Origin of the sequence: Photobacterium sanctipauli (assembly GCF_003026495.1) — a bacterium.
Lineage (GTDB): Bacteria > Pseudomonadota > Gammaproteobacteria > Enterobacterales > Vibrionaceae > Photobacterium > Photobacterium sanctipauli.
Genome location: NZ_PYMA01000002.1, coordinates 302995 through 327480 on the forward strand (window position 1 = coordinate 302995; position 24486 = coordinate 327480).

The 24486-nt window shown below is 47.8% G+C and carries 22 protein-coding genes; 9 read left to right on the forward strand and 13 right to left on the reverse strand.

Annotation, left to right across the window (positions count from 1 at the left end):
- Nucleotides 1-78 precede the first annotated feature (78 nt).
- Genes bioB through bioD form a run of 4 tightly spaced genes read left to right on the forward strand, consistent with a single transcriptional unit; the run spans nt 79 to nt 3786 of the window.
- A complete protein-coding gene (gene bioB / locus C9I98_RS04530; protein ID WP_036819983.1) occupies nt 79-1131 on the forward strand; it encodes a biotin synthase BioB in 1053 nt (350 codons plus the stop codon).
- Complete coding sequence (bioF, locus tag C9I98_RS04535; protein ID WP_107271634.1) at nt 1118-2290, forward strand: 8-amino-7-oxononanoate synthase; 1173 nt, start codon at nt 1118-1120, stop codon at nt 2288-2290. Before bioB ends, bioF begins: the two co-directional genes overlap by 14 nt.
- Entirely contained in the window at nt 2280-3113 is an 834-nt protein-coding gene (bioC, locus tag C9I98_RS04540; protein WP_036816993.1) for a malonyl-ACP O-methyltransferase BioC, read from the forward strand. The genes bioF and bioC overlap by 11 nt, the downstream gene beginning before the upstream one ends.
- On the forward strand, nt 3106-3786 hold the full coding sequence (bioD, locus tag C9I98_RS04545; protein WP_036816990.1) for a dethiobiotin synthase: 681 nt from the start codon (nt 3106-3108) through the stop codon (nt 3784-3786). The genes bioC and bioD overlap by 8 nt, the downstream gene beginning before the upstream one ends.
- 54 nt (nt 3787-3840) lie before the next feature.
- On the opposite strand, the gene C9I98_RS04550 is transcribed toward bioD, so the two are convergent.
- On the reverse strand, nt 3841-4491 hold the full coding sequence (locus tag C9I98_RS04550) for a hypothetical protein (protein WP_051901851.1): 651 nt from the start codon (nt 4489-4491) through the stop codon (nt 3841-3843).
- Nucleotides 4492-4685: 194 nt separating this feature from the next.
- The gene (locus C9I98_RS26620) at nt 4686-4844 is read right to left on the reverse strand and encodes a hypothetical protein (RefSeq protein WP_036816987.1); all 159 of its coding nucleotides are present in this window, start codon (nt 4842-4844) and stop codon (nt 4686-4688) included.
- A 369-nt stretch (nt 4845-5213) separates the two neighbouring features.
- Between C9I98_RS26620 and htpX the strand changes: the two genes are divergently transcribed.
- Nucleotides 5214-6092, forward strand: a complete 879-nt coding sequence (gene htpX, locus C9I98_RS04555; RefSeq protein WP_036816985.1) for a protease HtpX — start codon at nt 5214-5216, stop codon at nt 6090-6092.
- 93 nt (nt 6093-6185) lie between these two features.
- Nucleotides 6186-7385, forward strand: coding sequence for an enoyl-ACP reductase FabV (gene fabV, locus C9I98_RS04560; RefSeq protein ID WP_036816983.1), 1200 nt, complete (start codon nt 6186-6188; stop codon nt 7383-7385).
- 84 nt (nt 7386-7469) lie between these two features.
- On the opposite strand, the gene C9I98_RS04565 is transcribed toward fabV, so the two are convergent.
- From C9I98_RS04565 to C9I98_RS04575, 4 genes are all read right to left on the reverse strand, one after another.
- The gene (locus tag C9I98_RS04565) at nt 7470-8675 is read right to left on the reverse strand and encodes an MFS transporter (RefSeq protein WP_036816982.1); all 1206 of its coding nucleotides are present in this window, start codon (nt 8673-8675) and stop codon (nt 7470-7472) included.
- A gap of 2 nt (nt 8676-8677) precedes the next feature.
- A complete protein-coding gene (locus C9I98_RS26625) occupies nt 8678-8848 on the reverse strand; it encodes a hypothetical protein (RefSeq protein ID WP_170111208.1) in 171 nt (56 codons plus the stop codon).
- A 163-nt stretch (nt 8849-9011) separates the two neighbouring features.
- Nucleotides 9012-10025, reverse strand: a complete 1014-nt coding sequence (locus C9I98_RS04570; RefSeq protein ID WP_211318304.1) for a PQQ-dependent sugar dehydrogenase — start codon at nt 10023-10025, stop codon at nt 9012-9014.
- Nucleotides 10026-10302: 277 nt separating this feature from the next.
- Nucleotides 10303-11721: an aminotransferase-like domain-containing protein gene (locus C9I98_RS04575; protein ID WP_081878960.1), complete on the reverse strand. Its 1419-nt coding sequence runs from the start codon at nt 11719-11721 to the stop codon at nt 10303-10305.
- A gap of 98 nt (nt 11722-11819) precedes the next feature.
- Here C9I98_RS04575 and C9I98_RS04580 point away from each other — a divergent pair, with 98 nt between their 5' ends.
- On the forward strand, nt 11820-12719 hold the full coding sequence (locus tag C9I98_RS04580) for a DMT family transporter (protein WP_036823749.1): 900 nt from the start codon (nt 11820-11822) through the stop codon (nt 12717-12719).
- Nucleotides 12720-12805: 86 nt separating this feature from the next.
- Here the strand turns inward: C9I98_RS04580 and C9I98_RS04585 are convergent, their stop codons facing one another.
- From C9I98_RS04585 to C9I98_RS04615, 7 genes are all read right to left on the reverse strand, one after another.
- Entirely contained in the window at nt 12806-14134 is a 1329-nt protein-coding gene (locus tag C9I98_RS04585) for a CoA-disulfide reductase (protein WP_036823748.1), read from the reverse strand.
- A 117-nt stretch (nt 14135-14251) separates the two neighbouring features.
- A complete protein-coding gene (locus tag C9I98_RS04590; RefSeq protein WP_036823746.1) occupies nt 14252-15652 on the reverse strand; it encodes an L-cystine transporter in 1401 nt (466 codons plus the stop codon).
- Nucleotides 15653-15835: 183 nt separating this feature from the next.
- Nucleotides 15836-16501: a helix-turn-helix transcriptional regulator gene (locus C9I98_RS04595; protein WP_036817486.1), complete on the reverse strand. Its 666-nt coding sequence runs from the start codon at nt 16499-16501 to the stop codon at nt 15836-15838.
- A 351-nt stretch (nt 16502-16852) separates the two neighbouring features.
- Nucleotides 16853-18181, reverse strand: coding sequence for an ABC1 kinase family protein (locus C9I98_RS04600; protein ID WP_036817487.1), 1329 nt, complete (start codon nt 18179-18181; stop codon nt 16853-16855).
- A 128-nt stretch (nt 18182-18309) separates the two neighbouring features.
- On the reverse strand, nt 18310-19149 hold the full coding sequence (locus tag C9I98_RS04605) for an energy-coupling factor transporter transmembrane component T family protein (RefSeq protein ID WP_036817488.1): 840 nt from the start codon (nt 19147-19149) through the stop codon (nt 18310-18312).
- Entirely contained in the window at nt 19149-20843 is a 1695-nt protein-coding gene (locus C9I98_RS04610; RefSeq protein WP_036817490.1) for an ABC transporter ATP-binding protein, read from the reverse strand. The genes C9I98_RS04605 and C9I98_RS04610 overlap by 1 nt, the downstream gene beginning before the upstream one ends.
- Before the next feature lie 3 nt (nt 20844-20846).
- On the reverse strand, nt 20847-21398 hold the full coding sequence (locus C9I98_RS04615; RefSeq protein WP_036817491.1) for an ECF-type riboflavin transporter substrate-binding protein: 552 nt from the start codon (nt 21396-21398) through the stop codon (nt 20847-20849).
- Between the two features lie 572 nt (nt 21399-21970).
- Between C9I98_RS04615 and uvrY the strand changes: the two genes are divergently transcribed.
- A complete protein-coding gene (gene uvrY / locus C9I98_RS04620) occupies nt 21971-22615 on the forward strand; it encodes a UvrY/SirA/GacA family response regulator transcription factor (RefSeq protein ID WP_036821694.1) in 645 nt (214 codons plus the stop codon).
- 65 nt (nt 22616-22680) lie between these two features.
- The gene (uvrC, locus tag C9I98_RS04625) at nt 22681-24450 is read left to right on the forward strand and encodes an excinuclease ABC subunit UvrC (RefSeq protein WP_036821696.1); all 1770 of its coding nucleotides are present in this window, start codon (nt 22681-22683) and stop codon (nt 24448-24450) included.
- Nucleotides 24451-24486 lie beyond the last annotated feature (36 nt).

Here is a 24486-nt window from a genome sequence, read left to right on the forward strand (position 1 = left end):
CTGAGTCCCAGTAGACTAGCCAAGTATCAAGAAGCACATTTTGCCGTTAGAGCTGAAAAAAATAAGAGGTTATTACACGTGGAAGTACGTCACGACTGGACAGTCGAGGAAGTTCAAGCCTTGTTTGACAAGCCGTTTATGGACTTGGTGTTTGAAGCACAGCAAGTGCACCGCCAGTACCATGAACCTAACAAGGTACAGGTGAGTACCCTGTTATCGATTAAAACCGGTGCATGCCCGGAAGATTGTAAGTATTGCCCGCAGAGTGCCCATTACCGCACGGATGTTGATCGCGAGCGCTTACTTGAAGTTGAGCGTGTACTGGATGCCGCAGAAAAAGCGAAAAGCTCGGGTGCGACCCGCTTTTGTATGGGAGCCGCATGGAAAAACCCGAAAGAACGTGACATGCCATACCTGCTCGATATGGTTCGCGGTGTGAAAGGCATGGGGTTAGAAACCTGTATGACGCTAGGGATGATCACCGGCGATCAGGCAAATGAATTGGCCGAAGCAGGGTTGGATTACTACAACCACAACCTGGATACTTCGCCTGAGTTCTACGGCAACATTATTACCACCCGTACATACCAAGATCGTTTGGATACCTTAAGCCATGTTCGCGAAGCTGGCATGAAAATTTGCTCAGGTGGGATCATCGGTATGGGTGAAAGTTCGCGAGACCGTGCCGGTTTGCTGGTGGAGCTGGCGAACCTACCGACTCACCCGGAAAGTGTGCCAATCAATATGTTGGTGAAGGTGAAAGGCACCCCGTTAGAATCCGTTGATGATGTCGACCCATTCGACTTCATCCGTATTATTGCTGTTGCCCGCATTATTATGCCAGCGTCGGCGGTTCGACTCTCTGCGGGCCGTGAAGACATGAACGAGCAGATGCAGGCGCTATGCTTTATGGCTGGCGCAAACTCCGTGTTCTACGGTTGCAAGCTTCTGACTACGCCAAATCCCGGTGAAGATAAAGATATGCAGTTGTTTGCCAAACTGGGTATTAACAGCCAAGAGCAAAGTGCCAAACCCGATGAGATACAAGCGCAAGAGTTATTGGGCCAAGTAGCACAGCGTGTCGCCGCTCGCCCGAGCAAGGATGACCTGTTTTACGATGCATCGGTTTAACCAGCGTATATCAAACGCCCTTGCTGAAAGAGATCAGCAAGGGCTTTACCGACAGCGTACATGCCTTGAGCGCCAGTCAGATCATGAAAGTGAAAGGGTGCGATCTGAAGATGGCGCCTACTTGAATTTTTCGAGTAATGACTATCTCGGATTGGCACAATCCCCTGAATTGATTCAGGCATGGCAAGAAGGACTGTCGCTTTACGGGGCGGGTAGTGGTGCTTCGCCATTAGTGACGGGTTACCACAGGCCACATGCAAATGTAGAGGCGCAGCTCGCTGAATGGTTGGGTTTTGATAGAGCGCTATTGTTCAGTAGTGGCTTTAGCGCCAATCAAGCTGTTTTGTTTGCATTGCTTCAGTGTGGCGATAGCTTGTTTCAGGACAAGCTAAACCATGCCTCCCTCATTGAGGCGGGCATGCTGTCTGAAGCGAACATGCGCCGCTTTGCGCATAACGATGTCTCATCACTTTCTCGCTTACTCAATAAAAATAGTGATAGCGGCTCGGTAAACTTTGTTGCGACTGAAGGGGTCTTCAGTATGGATGGCGATTTATCGCCGCTCGCTGAAATCAGTGCTGCATGCCACCAGGCCGAAAGTGTTTTGCTGGTGGATGATGCCCATGGTTGCGGCGTACTTGGTCATGATGGCAAAGGAAGCTGCGAATTGGCGGGTGTCCAGCCAGATATTTTGGTTGTCACTTTCGGCAAGGCGTTTGGCTTGCAAGGGGCAGCAGTGTTGTGCAGCCAAGATACTGCTGAATACCTAGTGCAATTTGCCCGGCATTATGTTTACTCGACGGCAATGCCGCCAGCTCAGGCCCATGCGCTGAGTACGGCCTGCCGTATGATCCAGAGCGATGGCTGGCGCCGCGAGCGGTTGGGTGAGCTAAGCCAAACATTAGTAGAGGGGTTGGATTACGGTATCGGGTTTGACGATACCCCGTCTCCGATAAAACCACTGATGGTGGGTAAAAGCGATGAGGCGTTACGGATTTCGCATGCATTAAGGCAAAGAGGAATATGGGTGAGCGCGATTAGACCGCCTACTGTTCCTGTAAATAGTGCGAGGTTGCGTATTACTTTAACAGCAGCCCATCAACCGGATGATATAAAACAGTTGTCTATGGCAATCAATGAGGTATTCCATGGCGAGTAAACTGAATACAGCGTTACAGCATGAAACCAATCATGGCCATGTTGGTTTTAATGACAAACAGGCAATCGCTGAGGCGTTTGGCCGAGCGGCAAAGCATTACGACAAGGCCGCGGCTTTTCAGCGTCAGGCTGGGCACCTGTTACTGGAGAAGTTGCCTGCGGTTATGCCTGCTGGGGCGAGCTGTCTCGACCTTGGTTGTGGCACCGGTTATTTCAGTGAGCAACTATTGCAGCGTGGGTATCACGTCACAGCCGCTGATCTGTCTGCTGAAATGTTGGCGCAAGCATTTACTCGGTGCGGTGAGGCTGTCACTTACCTCGAAGCCGATGCCGAACTGCTGCCGATCGAGGACAACAGTTTTGATATTGCCTTCAGCAGCCTAGCATTGCAGTGGTGTGACGACTTGTCTGTGCCACTGAGAGAGCTTAAGCGGGTTGTTAAGCCGGGTGGCTATATATTGTTTACCACTTTAGTAGAGGGTTCGCTCATTGAGCTGGTTAATGCTTGGCGCCAGGTTGATCAATATCAACATGTGAACGAGTTTCTTTCGCAAAAGGCCATAAAACTTGCGCTGGCGCAAGCGGGGTGTACCAACATTGACCTAGACTTCTTGCCGATCACCATGTTTTACAGCTCGGCAGTTGAACTCATGAAGGATCTGAAAGGGATAGGGGCGACACATCTGCAGCAGGGGCGCAAAGCAGGCTTGGCCGGTCGTCAAACGATTCTGGCATTAGAGAGCGCCTATGATGAGTATCGAGATGAGAACCAACAACTGCCAGCAACTTACCAAGTCTGTTTTGGAGTAATTATTAATGACTAACGCTTTCTTTGTAACAGGTACAGATACCGAAGTGGGTAAAACTGTAGCCTCTCGCGCCATTCTTCATGCAGCAGCCAGCGCGAATATTAAGATGGCGGGTTATAAGCCGGTTGCATCAGGAAGTGCACCGACGAAAGAGGGGATGCGCAATTCTGATGCGCTATACATTCAGGACGCTTCTGTTGTAGAGCTTTCCTACGACGAAGTGAACCCATACGCTTTTGAAGCCGCGGTATCGCCGCATATTGCCGCTGCGCAGGAAAATCGAGTGATCGATTTTGATGTGATTTCACAAGGCCTTGACCACTTGAAATCTAAGTCTGATGTTGTTTTGGTTGAAGGTGCCGGTGGTTGGCGAGTGCCAGTAACCCGCACTGATTTTCTATCGACTTGGGTTAAGCGTGAGAAGTTGCCAGTGATTTTGGTTGTTGGCGTAAAGCTAGGCTGTATGAGCCATGCTTTGCTAACCGCAGAGGCGATTCAGAATGACGGTCTGGAAGTGGTGGGCTGGGTAGCTAACCGCATTAATCCGGGCACAGAGAATTACGCTGAAATCATCCGAATGATGGAAGAGAACCTTCCAGGTAAAAAATTGGGTGAAATCCCGTACATGCCTGGGGTTAAAAAGCGTGATTTGTCGAAATATATCGACCTATCGCCTTTGGGCCTATAAGCATTCTTGTTTGAATTGAAAAACCTGCCGCGAGGCAGGTTTTTTTTATTCAAATTAGGCCTTTTTCTTAAGCTGTGGCAGTGCGTACCACAGGGAAGCAAATACTAAGCAACTATAGCTAAGCAATTCGCTTCCTTCTTCAACAAAGGTTTTTACCATGCCATGGTTGCCGCCTGGCATAAGACTACTCCATAAGACGTTCATTCCAAAAATGCGCGAGAATACAAGCAATGACGCCACCGACATTAACATAATGCCGAAGCTACGATGCTGAAAGTAAGCATTCAATGATGTTAGCGTCTTGTTGAGGTTACTAGTGGCATAGCAAATAGCCACAACGGCAACGGCCCAAGCAGGGTATTTCCAGAATCCATGTGCAATATAATCTAAGACCTCGTCCAATTCTCGAATGAGCATAACAGAGAAGAAAGCTGCCACTAAAAAAGCGAAGGGGCGTTGAGACTGATCTCTTGCGCCAATGAGATAGAAAACAGTCGCTGAGATAAGTAAATAACTTTCTTGAAGCAGTTCAATAGACGATGCATTAAAGAAGAAACCTGGGTAGTTTGCTTCAAAATGAATCGTAAATGCTGATAGTGTCAGCAGTAATGCCAATACGAAGAACAGTGAAATGTTAGAGAATAATGGTTGAAAAGTATGAATGGATAGCGTTTTGCTATCGTCATGGGGGATCGCAGACTGCATGTTTTGATACCTGTAATGTTTTCATCACTGATACATTGCCAGTGAATTATTGATAGAGCTAATGGTATTGTTTAGTGTAAATGCTCTATCCTGAATGCAACCTGAAGTGTGATGTTTGTCACAAATGACGGGCAATAAAAAACCTCCGCAAAGGGAGGTTTTCAAAAATAGGTCAACAGTCACGAACTTTACGATTAGCTTTCGTTGGTTAGGCCAATCAACGCTTCCTGAGTTTCGGTCAGTGGTTTAGCGCCGTTCTCTATGCCAAGCTCCTTTCGAGCTTCTTCTACAGACATACCCAGATGACAGCGTAAAATGTCGATCGCTACCTGGTAATTCTCATTGTCAGCCATCATTCCTCCTTGAAAATTCGACGATGTAATTTCAATCATGCCTTGAATAGTAGAGACAATAGTAGAACTGAGTCACAGATTCAATAAGACTAAAGTCTAAATCTATTTTTATATGCACCTAGTCACATTGGTTCGGGGTGAAATAGCGTGAAGAGTATGGATCCGGGGACGTTTCAGATGTTGCGCTAAGTTAATGACATTTAATAAGTAATTATTTCCGTGCGGCAAATTACCAAACGTAACAATTTTGTACTTCCCCTTGTAATTCGTTTCAACGACCATACTATAAATAACAAAGATAGCTGTAAGCCTAGGTTTAGCAGCGATCATCTATTATGAAAGCGCCTTTATTTGGAGAATGGGAAAAATATGAAGCGTATTGCCTTATTTTTGGCAACTAACTTAGCTGTACTGTTAGTTTTCAGTGTTGTCTTGAACGTGATCTATGCGTTTACAGGCCTACAACCGGGTAGCTTGTCTGGCTTGCTGGTAATGGCTGCGCTATTTGGTTTCGGTGGTTCGTTGATTTCGCTGTTCATGTCGAAATCGATGGCATTGCGTTCTGTTGGCGGCATGGTCATTGAGCACCCTCGCAATGAAACAGAGCACTGGCTAATGGAAACGGTATCTCGCCAGGCACAGCAGTCTGGTATCGGTATGCCAACAGTTGCCATTTATGATTCTGCAGACATCAATGCATTTGCAACTGGTGCAAAGCGTGATGACTCTTTGGTTGCGGTTTCAACGGGTTTGCTGCACAGCATGACCCGTGATGAAGCCGAAGCGGTACTAGCTCATGAGGTGAGCCACATCGCCAATGGTGACATGGTCACCATGACATTGATGCAGGGTGTGGTAAACACCTTCGTTATCTTTGTTTCTCGCTTGGTTGCTGGTGCTATCAGTGGTATCAACAGCAATGACGAAGAGGGTGAAGGCGGTAGTTACATGACTTACTTCATTGTTTCGTCGATCATGGAAGTATTGTTTGGCTTCTTGGCGAGCATCTTGACCATGTGGTACAGCCGTCACCGTGAATTCAAAGCGGATGCGGGCTCTGCCCATCTAGTGGGTAAAGAGAAGATGATTGCGGCCCTTGAGCGCCTGAAAATGAGCCATGAGCCTCAGCTAGAAGGTTCAATGATGGCGTTTGGCATCAACGGCAAGAAATCACTTTCTGAGTTGTTCATGACGCACCCACCACTAGACAAGCGTATTGATTCATTACGCCGTGGTGAGCACCTGTAAGTAGGTCGCGTTATTACTCACTGTTGTGAATAAATAAAAACACCGAGCGCCCAGTCGCTCGGTGTTTTTACATCTCTCCTACGGAAAAATAAAATGCTTATCGAACCAGTAATTAAGGGTGTAGTTGCACGCACGGCTCACCCAGAAGGCTGTAAAAAAGCGGTGCAAAACCAGATCGACTTTGCCAAATCAAAAAACTCGATTGTTGGCGGTGCTAAGAAAGTACTTATTCTTGGTGCTTCATCGGGTTTTGGCCTTGCTTCACGTATTGCCTTGACGTTTGGCGGCTCAGCTGCCGACACCATTGGTGTGTCTTTTGAGCGTGGGCCAAGTGACAAGGGAGTGGGTACTGCGGGTTGGTACAACAACATCTATTTCCGTGAAGCTGCAGAAAAAGAAGGCCGCATTGCTAAAAACTTTGTTGGCGATGCATTCTCCCCGGCTGTGCGTCAGCAGGTTGTGGATTACATTCGTGATGAATTCGGCGGTCAGGTTGATCTGGTGGTATACAGCCTAGCAACGGGTGTACGCCCCAACCCTGAAACGGGTGAAATGTGGCGCTCTTGCTTAAAAACAGTGGGAGAACCCTTTGCAGGCCAAACAGTGAATATTGAAAAAGACTGTCTGGAAGAGTCAGTTTTAGAGCCTGCTTCTCAAGCGGATATCGAAGCAACAGAGAAGGTTATGGGGGGGGAGGACTGGCAGGAGTGGATCCAATTCTTGCTAGATCAAGATGTGATGGCCAAAGGGGCCAAAACGGTTGCTTATTCTTACATTGGCCCAGAAGTGACATACCCAATTTACCACCACGGTACATTAGGTATCGCCAAGAAGCACTTGCATGCCACCAGTGATGTACTGAATGAGCAACTAGCAAGCATTGGCGGTACGGCCCATGTGTCTGTTTGTAAAGCGCTAGTCACAAAAGCAAGTGTGTTTATCCCGGCGTTCTCGCCGTATATTCTTTGTCTGTTCAAGGTGATGAAACAGCATGGTTTGCATGAAGGATGCATAGAGCAGATGCAACGCATGTTTTCCGAGCACTTGTATGGCGCAGAGCAGACGGTTGTTGACTCTAACCGCCTAATTCGCGTTGATGATTGGGAACTACGCGCGGATATCCAAGCTGAGGTTGCCAAGTTGATGGAGCAGGTAACATCCGAGAACTTCACAGAAATCGGTGATTACCAAGGCTATAAGCAAGAGTTCCTGGAGCTAAACGGCTTCGCGCTTAACGGTGTTGATTATCAGCAAGGCACCGATGTTGAAGCATTAAAGGCATTGCAGCCGTAATACACGTGATTTCGTGTCTTAAGGCGTTTTGATCCTAACCCCTACCATGCAAGTGGTAGGGGTTATTTTCTATAATGGCATGTTTTACGCAGTCGCGAGCTGGCGAACTACTGGGCGGTCATCAATAGGAATGTGGATTAATGCTGCAAGGAACGCCATCACTACCGTGGCCCACCAGATAGGATCATAGCTACCGTAGTAGTCATAGATACGACCGCCAAACCAAGCACCGATAAAGCTGCCAACTTGGTGAGTAAGGAAAACCAATCCGTAAAGGGTCGACATATAACGGGCACCGAAGATTTGGCGAACCAAGCCGGAGGTCAGCGGTACTGTCCCCAGCCAGCAGAAGCCGATTGCCCCACCAAACAATGCCGCTGTTTCAGTGGTGATTGGGAACAGAACGAAAGCGGCAATCACTAAGGTACGGGTAAAGTAGAGCGCCGACATCACGTAGCGCTTGTTGAACTTATCACCCATGACTCCCCAAAAGTAACTGCCGAAGATATTGAAGATCCCGACATACGCCAAAGCCATTGCCGCCGTTGCCGCCGGAAGCCCTTTGTCAGCAAGGTAGCTTGGCAGGTGGGTGGCAATAAACATGACATGGAAGCCACAAACGAAAAAGCCGAGGTGAATTAACCAGTAGCCACGGTGGTTGAATGCTTCTTTAAGCGCCTCGCGTAGCGTTTGGTTGTCGTCCGTGTCAGCCGCTTTATTCCCGGTCGGGTTTACTTTCATAAAGCATGAGAAGGCCAAGATCAGGCCGCACAGCATAGCAAACACCTGCATCGCTGTTTGCCAGTCAAAGTCACTTAGCATGTATTGGGCGCCGGGGATCACGGCAAACATACCGAATGAGCCAGCTGCCGTTGTCAAGCCAAAGGCTTTAGCGGTGTGCTCGGCCGGAACAACACGTGCAACGGCCCCCAATACGATGACGTAACTGGTGGCGCTAAGCCCTAACCCAACCAAACCACCCAATGTTAAATATAACCAGCTAGGCTCAAGTGCAATCGAGGTGAGGTATAGCCCCAGGCCGTACGCTACCGCCCCCGTCCAAATCACTTTGCGCGCGCCCCAGCGATCCGCTGCCATGCCAACGAAAGGTTGGAACAAGCCAAAAAGAAGGTTCTGCAAGGCAATGGCAAGGCTGAAAAACTCACGACCCGTATCGAAGTGAGTAGAAATTGGCATCATGAAAATGCCGAAAGACTGCCTGATCCCTAGGCTGATAATTAATGTTCCAATCCCCATCCAAACAAGTAGTGGGAAGCGAAAGATACTCATGGTTATAGTCCAGAATAGTTAGGTTCTATGGTGTTTTGTTGGTGGCAGCCGCCACTCATTGCTTGCTGTGCCAATGCGTCAAGCAACGGCTGGCAGTGGTGCACGGCAACAAGCGTAATCGCCAGCAATACCCCCATTCGAAGGAGCTGGGCAGTAAGAGATTGTGAGAACATTTCTCATCTCCTGACGATAAAAGAGCGGGGATAATAGAGGATTGCTTCTTATGACTCAAATGAGCAATACTCACTCATATTATGCATAATATGCATGTATTGCTGGCTCGCAGCGAATGAGTATGCTCGGGGTGATCACTTAGGCGAAGCATTGCCTATTGGGTTAGCGAGGTTGGATTCGGTATATATGGCCGCTATCGGTAGAGAAATACAGTAAGCCATCGCCCCCCTGAACCAAGGCCCGAATACGTTCATCGAGCTCTTCAAGCAGCCTTTCTTCATCGACAAGATGACCGTTCTCTGCGACGGCGACACGGTTCAGGTGGCGTAGTTTCAGTGCACCGCTGAATAAGTGGCCTTTCCATGCCGGGAGGGCACTGCCAGTGTAGAGAAGTAAACTCCCCGGTGCGATAGAGGGTGTATAGACCTTTTTAGGAGACGTGATCCCGTCTTTTTCTTCTGCCTCGCCGACAGCAATTGGCCCCCAGTATTCTTTACCATGGGAGGTCACAGGCCAACCGTAATTGCTACCTTTTTTGATCAGGTTGATTTCATCACCGCCGCGAGGGCCGTGTTCGTTAGACCAGAGCCTATCAGCTTGGCGGTCGTATATAATCCCCTGCGGATTACGGTGTCCGTAGCTCCAGATTTCAGGTAGGGCATTGGGTTGTTTTACAAAGGGGTTATCCGTTGGCACTTGGCCATCCAATGTGAGACGAATAATGCTGCCTGCATGGGTGGTCAGATCTTGCCCATTCGGGCGATGGCCTCGGTCACCGATTGAGAAAAAGACATAGTTATCTTTAAAAGCAATGCGACTACCGAAATGGCGAGCCGTATCACTGGTGGATTTGGTTACGAGAAGGTCCTGCCAGTTAACCAGCTGGTTTCCTTCCAGTTTGGCTCTAGCCAAGGTCGTGGCAGCTTGCTTTCCGACAGGCTTGCTATAGGTGAAATAGAGCCAGCCAGAAGGATGATAGTTCACATCCAATAAGCCGCCTTGCCCGTTGGCAAAGACTGGGGGCAGGCCCGATATTGTTTGGGTTTGATTGTTTTCAGTATTTAAGGTGCTAGCCCGGCCATCACGGAAGGTGAGAAATAGGGTGCTGTCGGCGATAAACGTCATTCCCCATGGTGTGCCTGTTAGGGAGCTGAGTTGTTCAACTTGGAATGCCATGCCCTGGCTTGTTCCTTGATATACCGTTTTGGCATTCGCCTGCAGGGGCAAGGTGGCGAGAAACAGGGTGGCGAGAAACAATATGGCGAGTGGTCGAAATAGGCGAAGTATCATTGTGAAGTCCTTTCCTCATGATAAAGCTTGTCAGGTATCAGCGCTAATCGATTGTATTAGTGTATACCCAAGTGACTTCAAGATGCAGTTCCAGCGAGAATTTATAAGCGGATAGGCAAGGTTTGTTTTGAAGATCTCGTTGCTCTAAATCGAAAAACAACGCTTATTGTTCGGCGATGATGCTGGCCAAGCCGGCTAAAGCCGCTTGCCATTTTGGAGTATCTTCATAGGTTGCAAAGCTCAGCCGCAGACAGTGGCGATGATGCTGGTGGGTACTGAACATTTCGCCGGGTAAGATACTGATGCCCTTTTCTAGGGCTTGATGAAACAAGGTGAGTCCATCTATCCCTTCAGGCAAGGTTAGCCAGCAAAGAAAGCCACCTTGCGGTAGGGAGAGGTGGTAATGTCCCTGTAGGTGAGAATATTGATCCAATTCATGGCTGAGCCGTTGGTGGAACAGCTTCTGTTTCTTTGCGTAACTGCGCCTGATCTTGCCCAGATGTTGGCGGTATTTCCCTGTCGATAAAAATTCACCAACCGCGGAATGCATTAGGTTGGGGCTGCCCATATTGTCAGTCATTAATCGCTTCTCGATGGTATCTTGATATTTACCTGCGATCACCCAACCAATGCGCAACCTTGAATCCAACGTTTTAGATAGGGAGTTACAGTAAATCACCCGGTTTTCGCTATCCAGCGCCCTTAAGGGGAGGGGGCGGCTCTGATAGGCGAGGCCGCCGAATACATCGTCTTCAATGATCGGGATCCCGGTGGTTAAGGCAAGAAATTCAAGCCGCTTTTGGGTCGGCATCAGATAGCCCGTCGGGTTATTGAAGCTCGGATTGGTGATAATTGCTTTCACTTGCCAGCGGGTAAGGACTTGCTGGAGTGCATGTAAATCCATGCCATCATGACTTGAGGCTGGCACTTCAACGACCTTGAGGCCAAGCGATTCCAGCAGTAGCAAGTTGCCGAAGTAACTCGGGGACTCCACCAACACGATATCACCCGGCCGGGTGATTGCTTGCAGGCTTAGGCTAATCGCTTGCTGGGCGCCGTTGGTGATCAATAGTTCATCCACGGACGTTGTGATGCCGAGTTCTCGGTTTACTGCGACCAGCTGCTTTAGTAGGTGTTCATTACCTGGCGGTAGTTGGTAATGGCTGGGGATATGGTGCTGGTAACGGCTATGACGGCCAATTTCGGCATACAGTGAGCGGATGGCGGGAAACTCAGTGTCCGGGTGGGCGGAGCCAAACGATACCACATTCTTGTCGGTTGGCAGGTTCATGATTGTCTTACTCAAGCCCATTAAGTCGACATATTTTGGGGTGTTGAGCCTAGGTTTGACTGGGGCGTGGGGTGTAGAAACCACAAACCCTGAACGAGAGGCAGCGGTGATCTTGCCGCTGCCCTCAAGTTGTTGGTAGGCACGGATAATGGTGTTTTTGCTTAACGAGAGCGTTGTACTTAGTTCACGGATAGAGGGAAGCTTGTCACCTGCTTGGTAGCTTCTCTTTTCTATGCGCTCTTCAATTAAAGCGGCAACTTGCAAGTATTTGGCTGGTTGTTGTTTAGACACTATCTGTACCCTATCAAATAAGAAAAACTGTCCCTATAAACTATTTTGTACCCCTATAAAGTAATAGCTATCCCTTAAAATGAAAAGAGGTAGCCGCCATGCTTACCCGTTTGATCCCATTTCTTTTTGTTGTGCTTTGGAGCTCTGGTTTTATCGGAGCCCGCCTCGGCTTACCTTACGCTGAACCGGCGACGTTCTTGTTGGTGCGTATGGCTGCCAATATCGGTGTCTTCTTGTTGTTAGTCATGATACTTAAAGCCTCCCTACCCAAAGGCAAAGCCTTATTTCATTGCATGGTGGCAGGACTATTGATCCATGGTTTTTACCTCGGTGGCACGTATGTTGCCATTGGCTTAGGTATGCCCGCCGGGCTGTGTTCATTGCTGGTCGGGCTGCAGCCAATTTTGACCGCAGTCATTATGTTTGCCTCCATGGGGGAGAGGATGCGAGTGTCTCAATGGGTTGGACTTGGAATTGGGTTAATCGGCATTATGCTGGTGTTGCAAGGGAATATGGAATGGCATCAAGATGGCAGCAAACAGGCCGCCTACATATTTACCATTGCAGCACTATTAGGGATCACGCTGGGTACGCTATACCAGAAACGATTCTGCCAAGGTATCGACATGGTGGGTAGTGCGGTGTGGCAGTACAGTGCAGCGGCCCTGCTGTTTTTACCTGTTGCATTGACAACCGAAACCATGGTGATCACTTGGTCTGGAGAGTTTATTTTTGCCCTGGTTTGGCTGGTACTGGTGCTATCTGTGGTCGCAATATTGTTGCTGCTTTATATGGTGAAGCATGGTGAGTCGTCTAAAGTTGCATCGACTTTCTACCTAGTACCGCCAATGACCGCCTTCCAAGCATGGCTGATTTTCGGTGAAACCTTTGATGAGTTGGGGGAGCTTGGTTTTATGCTAGCCGCGATGGCAGTTTACCTAGTAACTCGCAAACCCAAAGTTGAGCCGAGGTTGATGAGCCAGTCCTCAGAGGCATAGGGTGAAATAGGAAAAGACCAGCGAGGCTGGTCTTTTTTAAGCGATTTAACCTATCTTAAATCAGGGCAATAGGAAATCTACAAGGATTATTTAGCCACATTTCCCGCAACATTCATGACATCCCAAGTACGGGCGAATGGCGGCGCATAGGCAAAATCAAGCATGCCCAGTTGTTGGGTTGTCAGCCCGGCAGTGATGGCGACAGCCATGGCGTCAATACGGTGTACTGCGCCTTTCTTACCGATCATTTGCGCACCTAGAATCACCTTGCTTTCAGCATGGTAGACCAGCTTCATGTGAATGTCGGATTGCCCTTCACAGTAGTTGGTATGGCACTTGTCTTTGATGGTAATGGCTTTGTAGTTGATACCTGCAGCAATCGCTTCGGGCTCGGAAATGCCCGTACGACCGGCTTCAAGAGAAAGCACTTTGACGCAACTCGTACCCAATGAACCAGGGAAGGTCAGTGACTTACCCGCAATATTTTCACCGACCAAACGGCCAAGTTTGTTGGCGCCCGTGGCGAGTGGGATATAAACATTTTTGTTGAGTACGCTATGCCAAATAGAGGCGCAGTCACCTGCCGACCAGACATCAGGCAGTGAGGTACGCCCTTGCTGATCGACACAAATGGCACCATTTGCCAATGTTTCGATCCCAGTTTCTTGCAGGAAGGCGGTGTTTGGTTTCACACCGGTGCACACGACAACAAGATCCGTTGGATAAACGGCATTATCGGTTTTGATCGCAGTAACGGCATCATCGCCGATGACTTCTTCTAGCGACTCACCAAGATGCACGTCTACACCAGCTGCCTGCAGCTCAGAAAGAAAGTGCTCACTGATTTCACTGTCGAAAGCATCAGGGATCAAGCGCTCAGCACGTTCAATTAGGCGAACTTGCTTGCCTTGATGAACCATGGCTTCAACCACTTCGAGGCCGATAAAGCCAGAGCCAATTACCGTCACATGCTGGCAGCTTGGTTGGCTGATGGCCGTTTTTAGGTTGATACCATCATCCATGCGGCGCAGGCTGTGGACGCCTTGTTTTTCCAGGCCTTTAACCGGAGGCAGAACTTCACTGGCACCGGTGGCGATCATTAAGCGATCGTATGACACGATCAATGTATCATCACCATGCTGAACTTCTAGCTGTTTGTTGTTTGCATCAACCTTATTTACGCGGTGGCCTGTTTTTACTTCGATACCACGCTCAGCAAACTGCGCGGGGGTAAACTCAGCCATGTAGTTGTGGTCTTGGAATTCATCACCCACGTAATAGGGCAGGCCGCAAGCACCGAAGGAAATCACTTCCGAGGCTTCAAATACGGTGATTTCGGCATCGCGGTTAATACGTCGAGCTTTAGCTGCGGCACTCATGCCTGCCGCTTCACCACCAATAATGACTATTTTCATTGTTCTTTCTCTATTGTTTTAGCCCAATTGCACAACGGGTAAGCCGTTGTGCTGGGGGAAAGGGAAGCCGAAGCTCCCCTTTGTACTACTCAAACCGCAGTGAGCTGGTTTGTTGTTTTATGCTGTTGCATCTTCACCGTCAAGGTTGACTTCTTCATCGCTGTTGAAGACCTCCATATCGGTTTGGCCCATTAGCTTACTGGTTACTGTACCCGCCGTAATAGAACCTGATACGTTCAGTGCGGTACGGCCCATGTCGATTAGCGGCTCGATAGAAATTAGCAGGCCAGCCAGTGCAACCGGGAAGTCCATGGCCGATAGGACAATCAGTGCAGCAAAGGTAGCACCGCCACCGATACCCGCAACACCGAATGAGCTAACGGTGATGATAGCCACTAGGGTGATAAGGAAACCGAAGTCCATTGGGTTGACACCCACGGTTGGCGCAATCATGACCGCTAGCATGGCAGGGTAGATACCCGCACAGCCGTTTTGGCCAATGGTTGAACCAAATGACGCAGCAAAGTTAGCGATACCACTCGGAATACCCAGGTGTTTCTCCTGAGTTTGCACATTCATTGGGATTGAGCCCGCACTGGTACGTGAAGTAAAGGCAAATAGCAGCACAGGGATGACTTTCTTCAAGTGACGCATAGGGTTCAGGCCAACCATTGCCACGATTGCAAGGTGGATACCGAACATGATGAAGAGTGCGCCGTAAGAAGCAATCACAAAGTTGGCTAGGTTAACGATATCTGCGTAGTTAGAGCCTGAAATCACTTTGGTCATCAGGGCTAGTACGCCGAAAGGAGTTAGGCGAAGTACTAGCGTCACCATGCGCATGACAATGGCTTGTGCTACGCCAATGAAGTTTTCGAATGAGGCAAATGCTTCAGGCTTTTTGCGAGCAATACCCGTTGCGGCAATGCCAATGAATACCGAGAAAATGACCACAGCAATGGTTGATGTGCGGCGGGCACCTGTCATATCTAGGAATGGGTTGGCAGGCAGGAACTCAATCATCAGCTTGGCAAACGACATGGCTTCAACCGAGCCAAGACGGTTTTCAAGCATTTCGCCACGAGCGACCTCAGCCGCGCCAGAGGTTAGACCTTCTGCCGTCAGCCCAAATAGGTTTGCCATTGCAATACCCACTACCGCTGAAATCATGGTCGTGACAATCAATACACCAATTGTCATGCCACTGATCTTACCCAGCGAGGTACCGCCGTTTAGACGCAAAATGGCTGAGATGATCGATACCATTACCAAAGGAATGATGATCATCTGGAGCAACTTGACGTAGCCGACACCAACAATGTCAAAATATTCGATACTGGTTTTTATGACATCTGAGCCTGCACCGTAAAAGATCTGTAGGGCACCACCAAAAATGATACCAAGCCCCAAACCGGCAAAAACACGCTTGGTAAAGGTGACATATTTAGTTTGTAAGCGATATAAAAAGAGAATTAACGCGAGGAAAATCCCCAAGTTGACGATAACGCTGAAGGTCATTTTTTCATTCCTTTAAAAGTGAAACATACAAAACTTCAAGTTATGCCAAGGCATAACTACTCATTTTTCTGCAATAGAGCTATTGCAATTATTTGTTACTGACGTCCTATCAGGCACAACTGTGCCATGTACTAATTTCAATAATTAATACAGTTAGAATTTATTAATAAAATTGTGCTTGGTTTATATCTCTTGCTTATGATTTCTTATATGCAAATATACCGTGTGTTTGGATATACCTAATTTATCTGCGACAAGTGCGGGTGATTCTTTTAACTCAAAGATCCCGCGGTCATACAGTTGGCAAATAATTTCTTTGTTTCTTAAGTTGCTGGCCAATGTTGGATCATTGTTAACTTGAGCGATGATCTGGCTAATGAGATCATCTACCGAAGTGGCAAATGTTTCGCTATGTATTGGCTCTTTACTTTCTTGCGTTGCGGCGGGCAAGGTAAAGGCTTCCAGCAAGCTGGCGATAGGAGCGTTCAAGCTGAAGTTTACGCACAACATGCCAATCGGGTTGCCAGCACGGTTACAAATGGTGGTCGATGCCGACTTCATCATCTGTCCGTCTTTGGTGCGGGTGAAATAGGTGCTCCACTTAGTGCCGCATTTGGCGGTAAGCTTTTGCAGTGCAAAGTCTGTAACTGGGGCACCAGCCTGTCTTCCGGTGACGTGACCATTGGCAATCTTGGTGACAGACGATTGTAAGTTGTTGAATGAATGGAGCACGACCTCACAGCTGCTACCAAACAGGGAGGCTATCGCATCCACTGCTGGCTCCCATGAAGCAATCAATAGTTGGTCTTCTGTTAACTCAGAGGGGATCTGAGCGGTTTTCATATCCATACTAAACTCCTCACTCAACGATGGGTAATTTACCCCTTTAGGAGTAAAAAAAAGTTGAGTTAGGTCCGCATGTTCATAATGGAATGTAAACTGGGGTAAATTTGTGTCAGAAACCAGCACTTGTGCACAAAAATTTGGTGCTTCAAGCCTAAATTATCAACGCGGAATTAACATTTATTTAATTAACTTTTTCGGCTGAATAAACAAATGGTAATTCAATAGCGTTGGATTAAATTTTTGGATTAGGTGATTTTATGCTTGGCATAATATTCGATTATGCTTGATTGTTTATGCGATACCAGCCAGCCAAATAGAATGCATGTATTTGTTAATTTATCGGGTTACAGATAATTAATAATCGTGCATCTCTTTTAAAATATAGTGATGAAATAGCTTGTTCACATTCACTTTGGATTTTAATCGTGCCGCAAGTAAATATAATCCGCCGAGTTTACGGTGAAAGAAAATGGCATCGGCCGGTGGTGTATGCCAATAGTTTTCTTTCATGCTTAATTGCGTACCTGCATCCCTGATCCTCAATGCGAGATCGCTTTCACCAAAATCAAAAGTCTTATTCATTCGGATGGGTTCACAGGCTTCAAGGCAGAGCTCAACTACGGCTGCTTGTTGAGAGGCTGTAATGGGTTGAGCGAAAAAGCCGATTTGCTTTAAAGCCTGTGTCATACCATCGGTATCAGTATTGATTGCATGGCTGAGTAGTTGCTGGTAACCGGTCGAAACATGCTCTGGATAGCGGCGAGTAGCGCCAAAATCCAGTAACACAAGGCGGCCAGTATCTAGCTGGAACAAAAAGTTGGCAAAGTTCGGGTCAGTCTGAACCAGCCTGAACTCGAACATTTCCTTGAACAGTAGCTCGAAGGCTAATGCCATTACACTATCACGCACCGATTGTGGTTGATGAAGCAGTGATTCAATGGGTTCACCTTCAACAAAGTCCATCGCAAGGATATTGGCTGTAGTCAGTGATGCATGAACCGATGGGATCAGAAAGCGCTTGTCATCGGCTAGTAAGGATTTGTACTGTTCAAGCAGCTCGGCCTCTAGCAGATAGTCAGCCTCACAATGAAGTTGTGTTTTGGCCTCGCTTAATAATTCTGAATAGTCGACCTCTTTTGGCAACAAACCAGATAGATTAAGCAGCGTCGCAACGTTATCAACATCGCTATCGATGCTGTCTTTGATGCCTGGATACTGAATCTTAAGCGCAACAGGTTGACCTTCGAGGGTTGTCGCCTTGTGGACTTGCCCGATTGATGCCGCAGCGATGGGGTAAAAGGAGAAGGTTTGAAAACGGTCCTGCCAATCAATTTCCCATTCGTTTTGCAATGTCGTGTTCAACTGGCTGATAGGCATGGCATTCGCTTCTGCACGAAGCCGAGAAAGCAACTCTGCTAACTCGGGGGGGAGTAGGTCACCCGCATCCATGGACAAGAGTTGTCCAACCTTCATTGCCGCGCCGCGTAACTGGGCCAGCTGGTCGGCGACCCGTTTGGCATTCGAAGGGGTCAATAGCAGTTCACTGGCTTTCGGGCGGTTACCTTGTGCCAATTGTTTTACCCCTTCGCTGACCATTCCCCCGGCAATACGCGAAGCTAGCAGACCAAGCCTACTCATCCTTGACAATCGCCCCTTCGGTACCTTCGTTGAATTATTTTGCATATCACTTACCGCGTTTATTAGTCAGGGAGGGCTATTTATCACCCTCCTAGCATACGGGGAGTCACCAGAAATGGTTCATAATTTAAGGTTAGTGTGCGATGCAAATGGTGAAAAGCGCGTTTCACCGATTAAAACGGGTACCAGAAGAGCTGTTCGGACTGGTAGCGATTGATAAGACCGGCGACAAGTACCAAGGTGACAAGAACCAGTACCGCGTAGTCCGTTTTTGTCATCGGTTTTAGGCTGTACCAGGTGCGCTTGTTATTGCGGCCAAAGCCGCGGAGTGTCATGGCATTAGAAATGACATCGGCGCGATCTAGGCTTGAAAAAATCAGCGGCCCAAGAATTTTGGCTACGTTTTTTATCCGGGTTAGTACGGGAGCCTTTTTTGAAATATCGACGCCACGCGCCTGCTGTGCATGCATTATATTGATGAAGTCCTTGGTGACCTCCGGTAAGTAGCGCAAGGTCAAACTAACCGCATAGGCAATTCGGTAGGGCATACCTAGCTTGTTCAGGCTTGCCGAGAACTCCGTGGGATGCGTGGTGAACACAAATACCAAGGCTATCGGGAACATACTGAAATATTTCAGTGTTACGGTGACTAAGTAGAATAATGTTTCGCTGGTAATTGAGTATCGCTCACCCAGTGACAATAAGACCGTTTGTGAGCCCATATACTCTGTACCTTGCTGCGGGGCGATCAGGAACATGAATAGCGCATTGAGCATCAGTACCGTGGCGGTTCCCATCATCAAGGTCTTGTAGGCTGCAAAAGGTACCCGTGACAAGCGGAGCAAGCCAAGTCCAACGAGGATCAACAGGCTGATCACCCGGATATCAAAAGTGACCAAGACCATGGTTACCCAAGCAGAAAAAAGCAAAAACTTGGTGATGCCATTGAGAGCATGAAGTGGTGAGCCGGTATTAATGTAGCTAATACCGAATTTAATCTTGTTTGTTTTCATTATTTTACTTGTGCCTCATGTTGAATGAAGCAACGGATAAAGTTATCAATGCGCTCGATACCCAACGCTTCTGCAAGCGTGTATAGGCTGGTGACGGTTAGATTGGCTTCTTCAAGCAGCGCCGGTTGGCTGAAAATATTATTGACGCTACTGTCGGCAAGCAACTTGCTGTCCGCTATGACCACCGCGCGCGAGGTGTACTCCAGCACAAGGTGCATGTCGTGTGAGATGATCACTATGGTAATGCCAAGCTTTTCGTTAAGCTCGCGAATGAAATCCATCATGACGGTGTAGTGATGGTAGTCTTGGCCCGCCGTCGGTTCATCAAGGATCAGCAGCTCTGGTTCAAGCACCAAAATGGTCGCGATGGTTACTCGCTTTTTCTGGCCGTAGCTTAAGGCATCAATTGGCCAGTGGCGGTAACGGCTTAAGCCACAGAGTTTGAGGGTAGCATGCACTTTCTCTTCTACCTCTGCTTCTGGCACACCTCGGTTACGTAAGCCTGAGGCAACTTCATCAAAAATCATATGATGGGAAATCATGTGATTCGGGTTTTGCAGCACGATACCAATCTGTTGGCTACGTTCGAAAATGGTGGTGTCGGCCATGTTTTTGCCGTCAAACAGGATTTGGCCTTGGTCTGGCTCCAATACGCCCATGATCAAGCGGGTGATAGTGGATTTTCCTGATCCATTCTTGCCAAGAATCGAGACAAACTCGCCTTTATGCACAGTAAAAGAGACATCTTCGAGGGTGTTGCGCTGACCATCATAGGAGTAGCTTAGGTTTTTTACTTCGAGCAGCGGCGCCGAGTCGTAACTAGGTAGGGTGATGTCACTTTGATGGAACCACGACATAAGTTGCGGTTTGAACTTATCTAGGCAGAATTGCGATAAATACGCTGGCTTGTCAGATTGGTTGATCTCACAGCCTGCAGCCTTCAATGCCGATAGGTAAAGTGGTTCACGGATACCGTGCTTGGCCAATAGCGGGCTGGCCAATAGTTCATCCGGTGTCATATTGGCAACAATTTCGCCACGCTCCATAAGAATGATGCGATCGACGGGGCGATGAAGGACATCCTCAAGGCGGTGCTCGATAATCACGACGGTCTTTTCCGTCTCTTTATGGAGCTTGTCGATGATCTCAATGGTGGATTTACCCGTTTTAGGATCAAGGCTAGCGAGTGGCTCGTCGAATAAGAGGATATCGACATCGTCGACCATGACACCGGCAAGCGATACGCGCTGTTTTTGGCCGCCGCTGAGGTCGAAAGGGGACAAGTGAAGCATATCTTCAAGTGCTAGCATCGCCGCAGTGTGTTTGACGACGTCGTGCATAGGGCCTGGGGCAACCATTTGGTTCTCCAGGGCAAATGCAATATCTTCACCGATACTCAGACCGACAAACTGCCCGTCGGTGTCTTGAAGCACAGTACCTACTTGGTTGGTACATTGGTGAAGATCCATTTTTTGGGTGTCATTCCCGTTGAGCGTCAGGGTACCGCTAATATCACCCTTGACAGAAAATGGGATAAGTCCGTTTAAGCATTGGCCAAGGGTCGATTTACCGCTGCCGCTTGGTCCAATAATGACAACCTTTTCACCTTTCTCGATCGTTAAATTGATGTTTTTAAGGGTAGGTTTTTCCAACGCCCAGTATTTGAACGAGAAATCTGAAAACTTAATTGTCATGCGTTAATCAGCCTCTTTTAGGTTGTAGCTTTGTTGTTTGCGTTTGGCGACAGACGTTAGGATGAAATGGCCGACGATGGCGATAAGCAAGGTGTTACCCGCAGCAATGATGGTCAGCTGCGCAAGCACTTTGGTAAACGGTTCGGCATAAAGCACAGCGTCAAGAAAGGCTGAGCAACCATAGCCGACAACATTGCCGATAAAGGCAAGGAGGACAAAGAGGGTAAAGTCCCATTTAGAGAACAGGCCTTTCTCAATACGTTCTTTGGTGATTTTAGGGTAAAGTCCAATAAGCAGCCCAACAATGCCGGAGCCAAGTACCCAGGTGATCCAAACACCCCACCCGGCAAATAAGTCGGTCACCCAGTGGCCAATAAAGCCAACCATAAAGCCGACAAACGGGCCAAAAAGTACCCCAAACAAGGCAAGTACAGCCATTGCTGGTTTCAGGGTAGTATTAGCAAAAACAGGGATACCAAACATGGGTAAACCACCGATGCCATACAAAGCAGCACCGATAGCAATAAGTACCACTGTTTTGGCAGAGAGATTCATGACATAACCTTTATACTTTTAAAAGCGGCGGCAATCTTACAGCAAGCGTTCAAATAATGAAAATTGTTACTTTTCAGTGTCGAATTATTTGTTGCTTCTATAGGTCAAACTAAGAGGGAGGGAAGACGTCGATTAAGGTTATGCCTTTATAGTGAGACAGTATTGAGCAATTTTGTATGCTAAGTTGGCCATGCCAGCATAGACTGAACATTGGTATAATATTTGTTCAATTTTAGCCTTGATGTTTGATTTACATAGCTGATGTGTCATGCCTGTTTAATCTGTAACGGTGATTTTGCTGTGTGAATCATAACCATCTGGATATGTTGAATTTTCTTCTTTATTTTTTTGTTTATATAGTAAATACTGCTGGTCGCTTCGTTTTATTTTGAAGCCTGTAAAATATGTATCGTGCCCTTTTTGTCAAGCTCTAACTTGAAGTGAAAACTTGCGCTGAAACACAGAAACTGCATGGGTTCTTATTACAACTTAGGGTAGAATTGGGTACTATCAGTAACAGCTATCCCGCCATTCCGGCTGGGTGCAGAGCCAAATCATATTGGAGATACAGCTTGATTAATGTATTCCTTGTAGATGATCACGAACTGGTTCGCACAGGGATCCGACGTCTTCTTGAAGATGTCCGTGGTATTAAAGTGGTAGGGGAAGCCGACAGTGGTGAAGAAGCCGTAAAGTGGTGTCGTAGCGAACATGCTGACATCATTCTTATGGACATGAATATGCCTGGTATCGGTGGCCTTGAAGCCACTCGAAAAATTTTACGCTTTAGTCCTGATGTAAAAATTATTGTTCTGACGATTCACACCGAGAACCCATTCCCTACCAAGGTGATGCAAGCGGGTGCTGCGGGCTACCTGACCAAAGGGGCCGGGCCTGACGAAATGGTGAATGCCATCAGAATGGTAAATAGTGGTCAACGCTACATCTCGCCTGAAATTGCACAGCAAATGGCGCTCAGCCAGTTTGCCCCAGACTCAGAAAACCCATTTAAAGAACTTTCTGAGCGTGAGCTGCAAATCATGATGATGATCACCAAGGGCCAGAAGGTGACTGACATTTCCGAGCAGTTAAACCTGAGTCCGAAAACGGTGAACAGCTATCGTTACCGTCTTTTCAGTAAGCTGGATATTAATGGTGATGTCGAGCTGACTCACCTTGCTATTCGTCATGGAATGCTAGACACAGAGACCTTGTAGTGTCGGAAACGTTTGACGCAAAAAGCTTTTTGAAAACCGTTACTCACCAGCCTGGCGTATACCGAATGTATGACGTCGCTGGTGAGGTCATTTATGTTGGTAAAGCGAAAGATCTAAAAAAGCGCCTATCCAGCTACTTCCGAACGAATGTGTCAGGTGAGAAGACACGTGCTTTGGTTAAGAATATTGCCAAGGTTGACGTCACGGTAACTCACACTGAAACAGAAGCCCTGATCCTTGAGCACAACTACATCAAGTTGTATTTGCCAAAATACAATGTGCTTTTGCGTGACGATAAGTCTTACCCGTATATTTTCTTGAGCGGCTCTGCTCACCCGAGGTTGACCATTCACCGAGGCGCCAAAAAGCGCAAAGGTGAGTACTTTGGTCCATACCCTGATGGTGGCGCTGTCCGTGAAAGCTTGCACCTGCTGCAAAAAATCTTCCCAGTCCGCCAGTGTGAAGACTCCGTTTACGCCAATAGAAGCCGGCCGTGCTTGATGTACCAGATTGGTCGATGCCTCGGCCCATGCGTTAAGGGTTTGGTGAGTGATGACGATTACCAAGAGCAAGTGAATTTTGTTCGCCTTTTCCTTAAAGGCAAAGACAAACAGGTCATTGGTTCACTGGTAGAGAAAATGGAGCAGGCTAGCCAGCAGCTTGAGTTTGAAAAGGCGGCTCAGTACCGTGATCAGATTCAGGCATTGCGCCGAGTCCAAGAGCAGCAGTTTGTCAGTAATGACAGCAATGACGATCTTGATGTCGTCGGTATAGCCCACGATAACGGTATGGCATGTATCCATGCCCTTTATATTCGCCAGGGTAAGATTTTAGGCAGCCGTAGCTACTTCCCTCGCATGCCGTCAGACGCCAGTGTGACCGAAGTTTTGTCCAGCTTTGTTACCCAGTTCTACTTGAATCAAGCAGAAGGGCGGGTTATCCCTGCTGAAATTTTGCTTGGTTTAGATTTGGGGGAAGAAAAAAAGGTCATTTCAGATACCCTTTCCGAAATTGCCGATCGTAAGATCTCGCTGAAGGTACACAGCCGCGGCGATAAAGAGAAGTTTCAGCGCTTGGCGCAAACCAATGCGTCAACCGCGCTGGTCAGTAAGCTTAACCACCGTATGACTATCCATCAACGCTTCTTTTCGTTGCGTGAAGCCCTCAATCTCAATACCCTTGAAAGAATGGAATGTTTCGATATCAGCCACACCATGGGTGAGAAAACCGTCGCTTCTTGTGTGGTCTTCAACCGAGAGGGGCCGCTTAAGCAGGAGTATCGCCGGTATAACATTTCAGGCATCACTGGTGGCGATGACTATGCAGCTATGGCGCAAGCGCTTGAGAAAAGATACGCTGGTCAAATTGATCCAGATAGAATTCCTGACATTATTTTTATCGATGGGGGTAGAGGTCAGCTGTCAAGAGCGTATGATGTAGTTAACCCATTGATGTCAGAATGGCCAAAGCGCTCACTGTTAGTGGGTGTTGCAAAAGGAACAACACGTAAACCGGGGTTGGAGACCCTACTTCTAACCACCGGTGAAGAATTTTCGATGCCTTCAGATTCTCCGGCACTGCATTTGATTCAGCATATCCGGGATGAAAGCCACAACCATGCGATTAGTGGTCACCGCGCCCAGCGTGCGAAGGTGAGAAGGCGAAGTGCTTTAGAGGATGTAGAGGGGATCGGCCCTAAACGTCGTCAGGCATTACTCAAGTATATGGGTGGGTTACAAGAACTTAAAAAAGCGAGTAGAGAAGAAATCGCCAAGGTTCCAGGTATCAGCAAGGCCTTGGCAGAAAAAATTTATGACGCATTGCAACATGGCTAGCAGTGCGGCAACTTAATTTCACGATAAGAACTAACA

What these genes read in the sequence shown, in the direction of transcription:
- bioF (WP_107271634.1), top strand. Translation starts at nt 1,118, where the DNA reads ATGCATCGGTTTAACCAGCGTATATCAAACGCCCTTGCTGAAAGAGAT.
- bioC (WP_036816993.1), top strand. Translation starts at nt 2,280, where the DNA reads ATGGCGAGTAAACTGAATACAGCGTTACAGCATGAAACCAATCATGGC.
- bioD (WP_036816990.1), top strand. Translation starts at nt 3,106, where the DNA reads ATGACTAACGCTTTCTTTGTAACAGGTACAGATACCGAAGTGGGTAAA.
- C9I98_RS04550 (WP_051901851.1), bottom strand. Translation starts at nt 4,491, where the DNA reads ATGCAGTCTGCGATCCCCCATGACGATAGCAAAACGCTATCCATTCAT.
- C9I98_RS26620 (WP_036816987.1), bottom strand. Translation starts at nt 4,844, where the DNA reads ATGGCTGACAATGAGAATTACCAGGTAGCGATCGACATTTTACGCTGT.
- htpX (WP_036816985.1), top strand. Translation starts at nt 5,214, where the DNA reads ATGAAGCGTATTGCCTTATTTTTGGCAACTAACTTAGCTGTACTGTTA.
- fabV (WP_036816983.1), top strand. Translation starts at nt 6,186, where the DNA reads ATGCTTATCGAACCAGTAATTAAGGGTGTAGTTGCACGCACGGCTCAC.
- C9I98_RS04565 (WP_036816982.1), bottom strand. Translation starts at nt 8,675, where the DNA reads ATGAGTATCTTTCGCTTCCCACTACTTGTTTGGATGGGGATTGGAACA.
- C9I98_RS26625 (WP_170111208.1), bottom strand. Translation starts at nt 8,848, where the DNA reads ATGTTCTCACAATCTCTTACTGCCCAGCTCCTTCGAATGGGGGTATTG.
- C9I98_RS04570 (WP_211318304.1), bottom strand. Translation starts at nt 10,025, where the DNA reads ATGGCATTCCAAGTTGAACAACTCAGCTCCCTAACAGGCACACCATGG.
- C9I98_RS04580 (WP_036823749.1), top strand. Translation starts at nt 11,820, where the DNA reads ATGCTTACCCGTTTGATCCCATTTCTTTTTGTTGTGCTTTGGAGCTCT.
- C9I98_RS04585 (WP_036823748.1), bottom strand. Translation starts at nt 14,134, where the DNA reads ATGAAAATAGTCATTATTGGTGGTGAAGCGGCAGGCATGAGTGCCGCA.
- C9I98_RS04590 (WP_036823746.1), bottom strand. Translation starts at nt 15,652, where the DNA reads ATGACCTTCAGCGTTATCGTCAACTTGGGGATTTTCCTCGCGTTAATT.
- C9I98_RS04595 (WP_036817486.1), bottom strand. Translation starts at nt 16,501, where the DNA reads ATGGATATGAAAACCGCTCAGATCCCCTCTGAGTTAACAGAAGACCAA.
- C9I98_RS04600 (WP_036817487.1), bottom strand. Translation starts at nt 18,181, where the DNA reads ATGCAAAATAATTCAACGAAGGTACCGAAGGGGCGATTGTCAAGGATG.
- C9I98_RS04605 (WP_036817488.1), bottom strand. Translation starts at nt 19,149, where the DNA reads ATGAAAACAAACAAGATTAAATTCGGTATTAGCTACATTAATACCGGC.
- C9I98_RS04610 (WP_036817490.1), bottom strand. Translation starts at nt 20,843, where the DNA reads ATGACAATTAAGTTTTCAGATTTCTCGTTCAAATACTGGGCGTTGGAA.
- C9I98_RS04615 (WP_036817491.1), bottom strand. Translation starts at nt 21,398, where the DNA reads ATGAATCTCTCTGCCAAAACAGTGGTACTTATTGCTATCGGTGCTGCT.
- uvrC (WP_036821696.1), top strand. Translation starts at nt 22,681, where the DNA reads ATGTATGACGTCGCTGGTGAGGTCATTTATGTTGGTAAAGCGAAAGAT.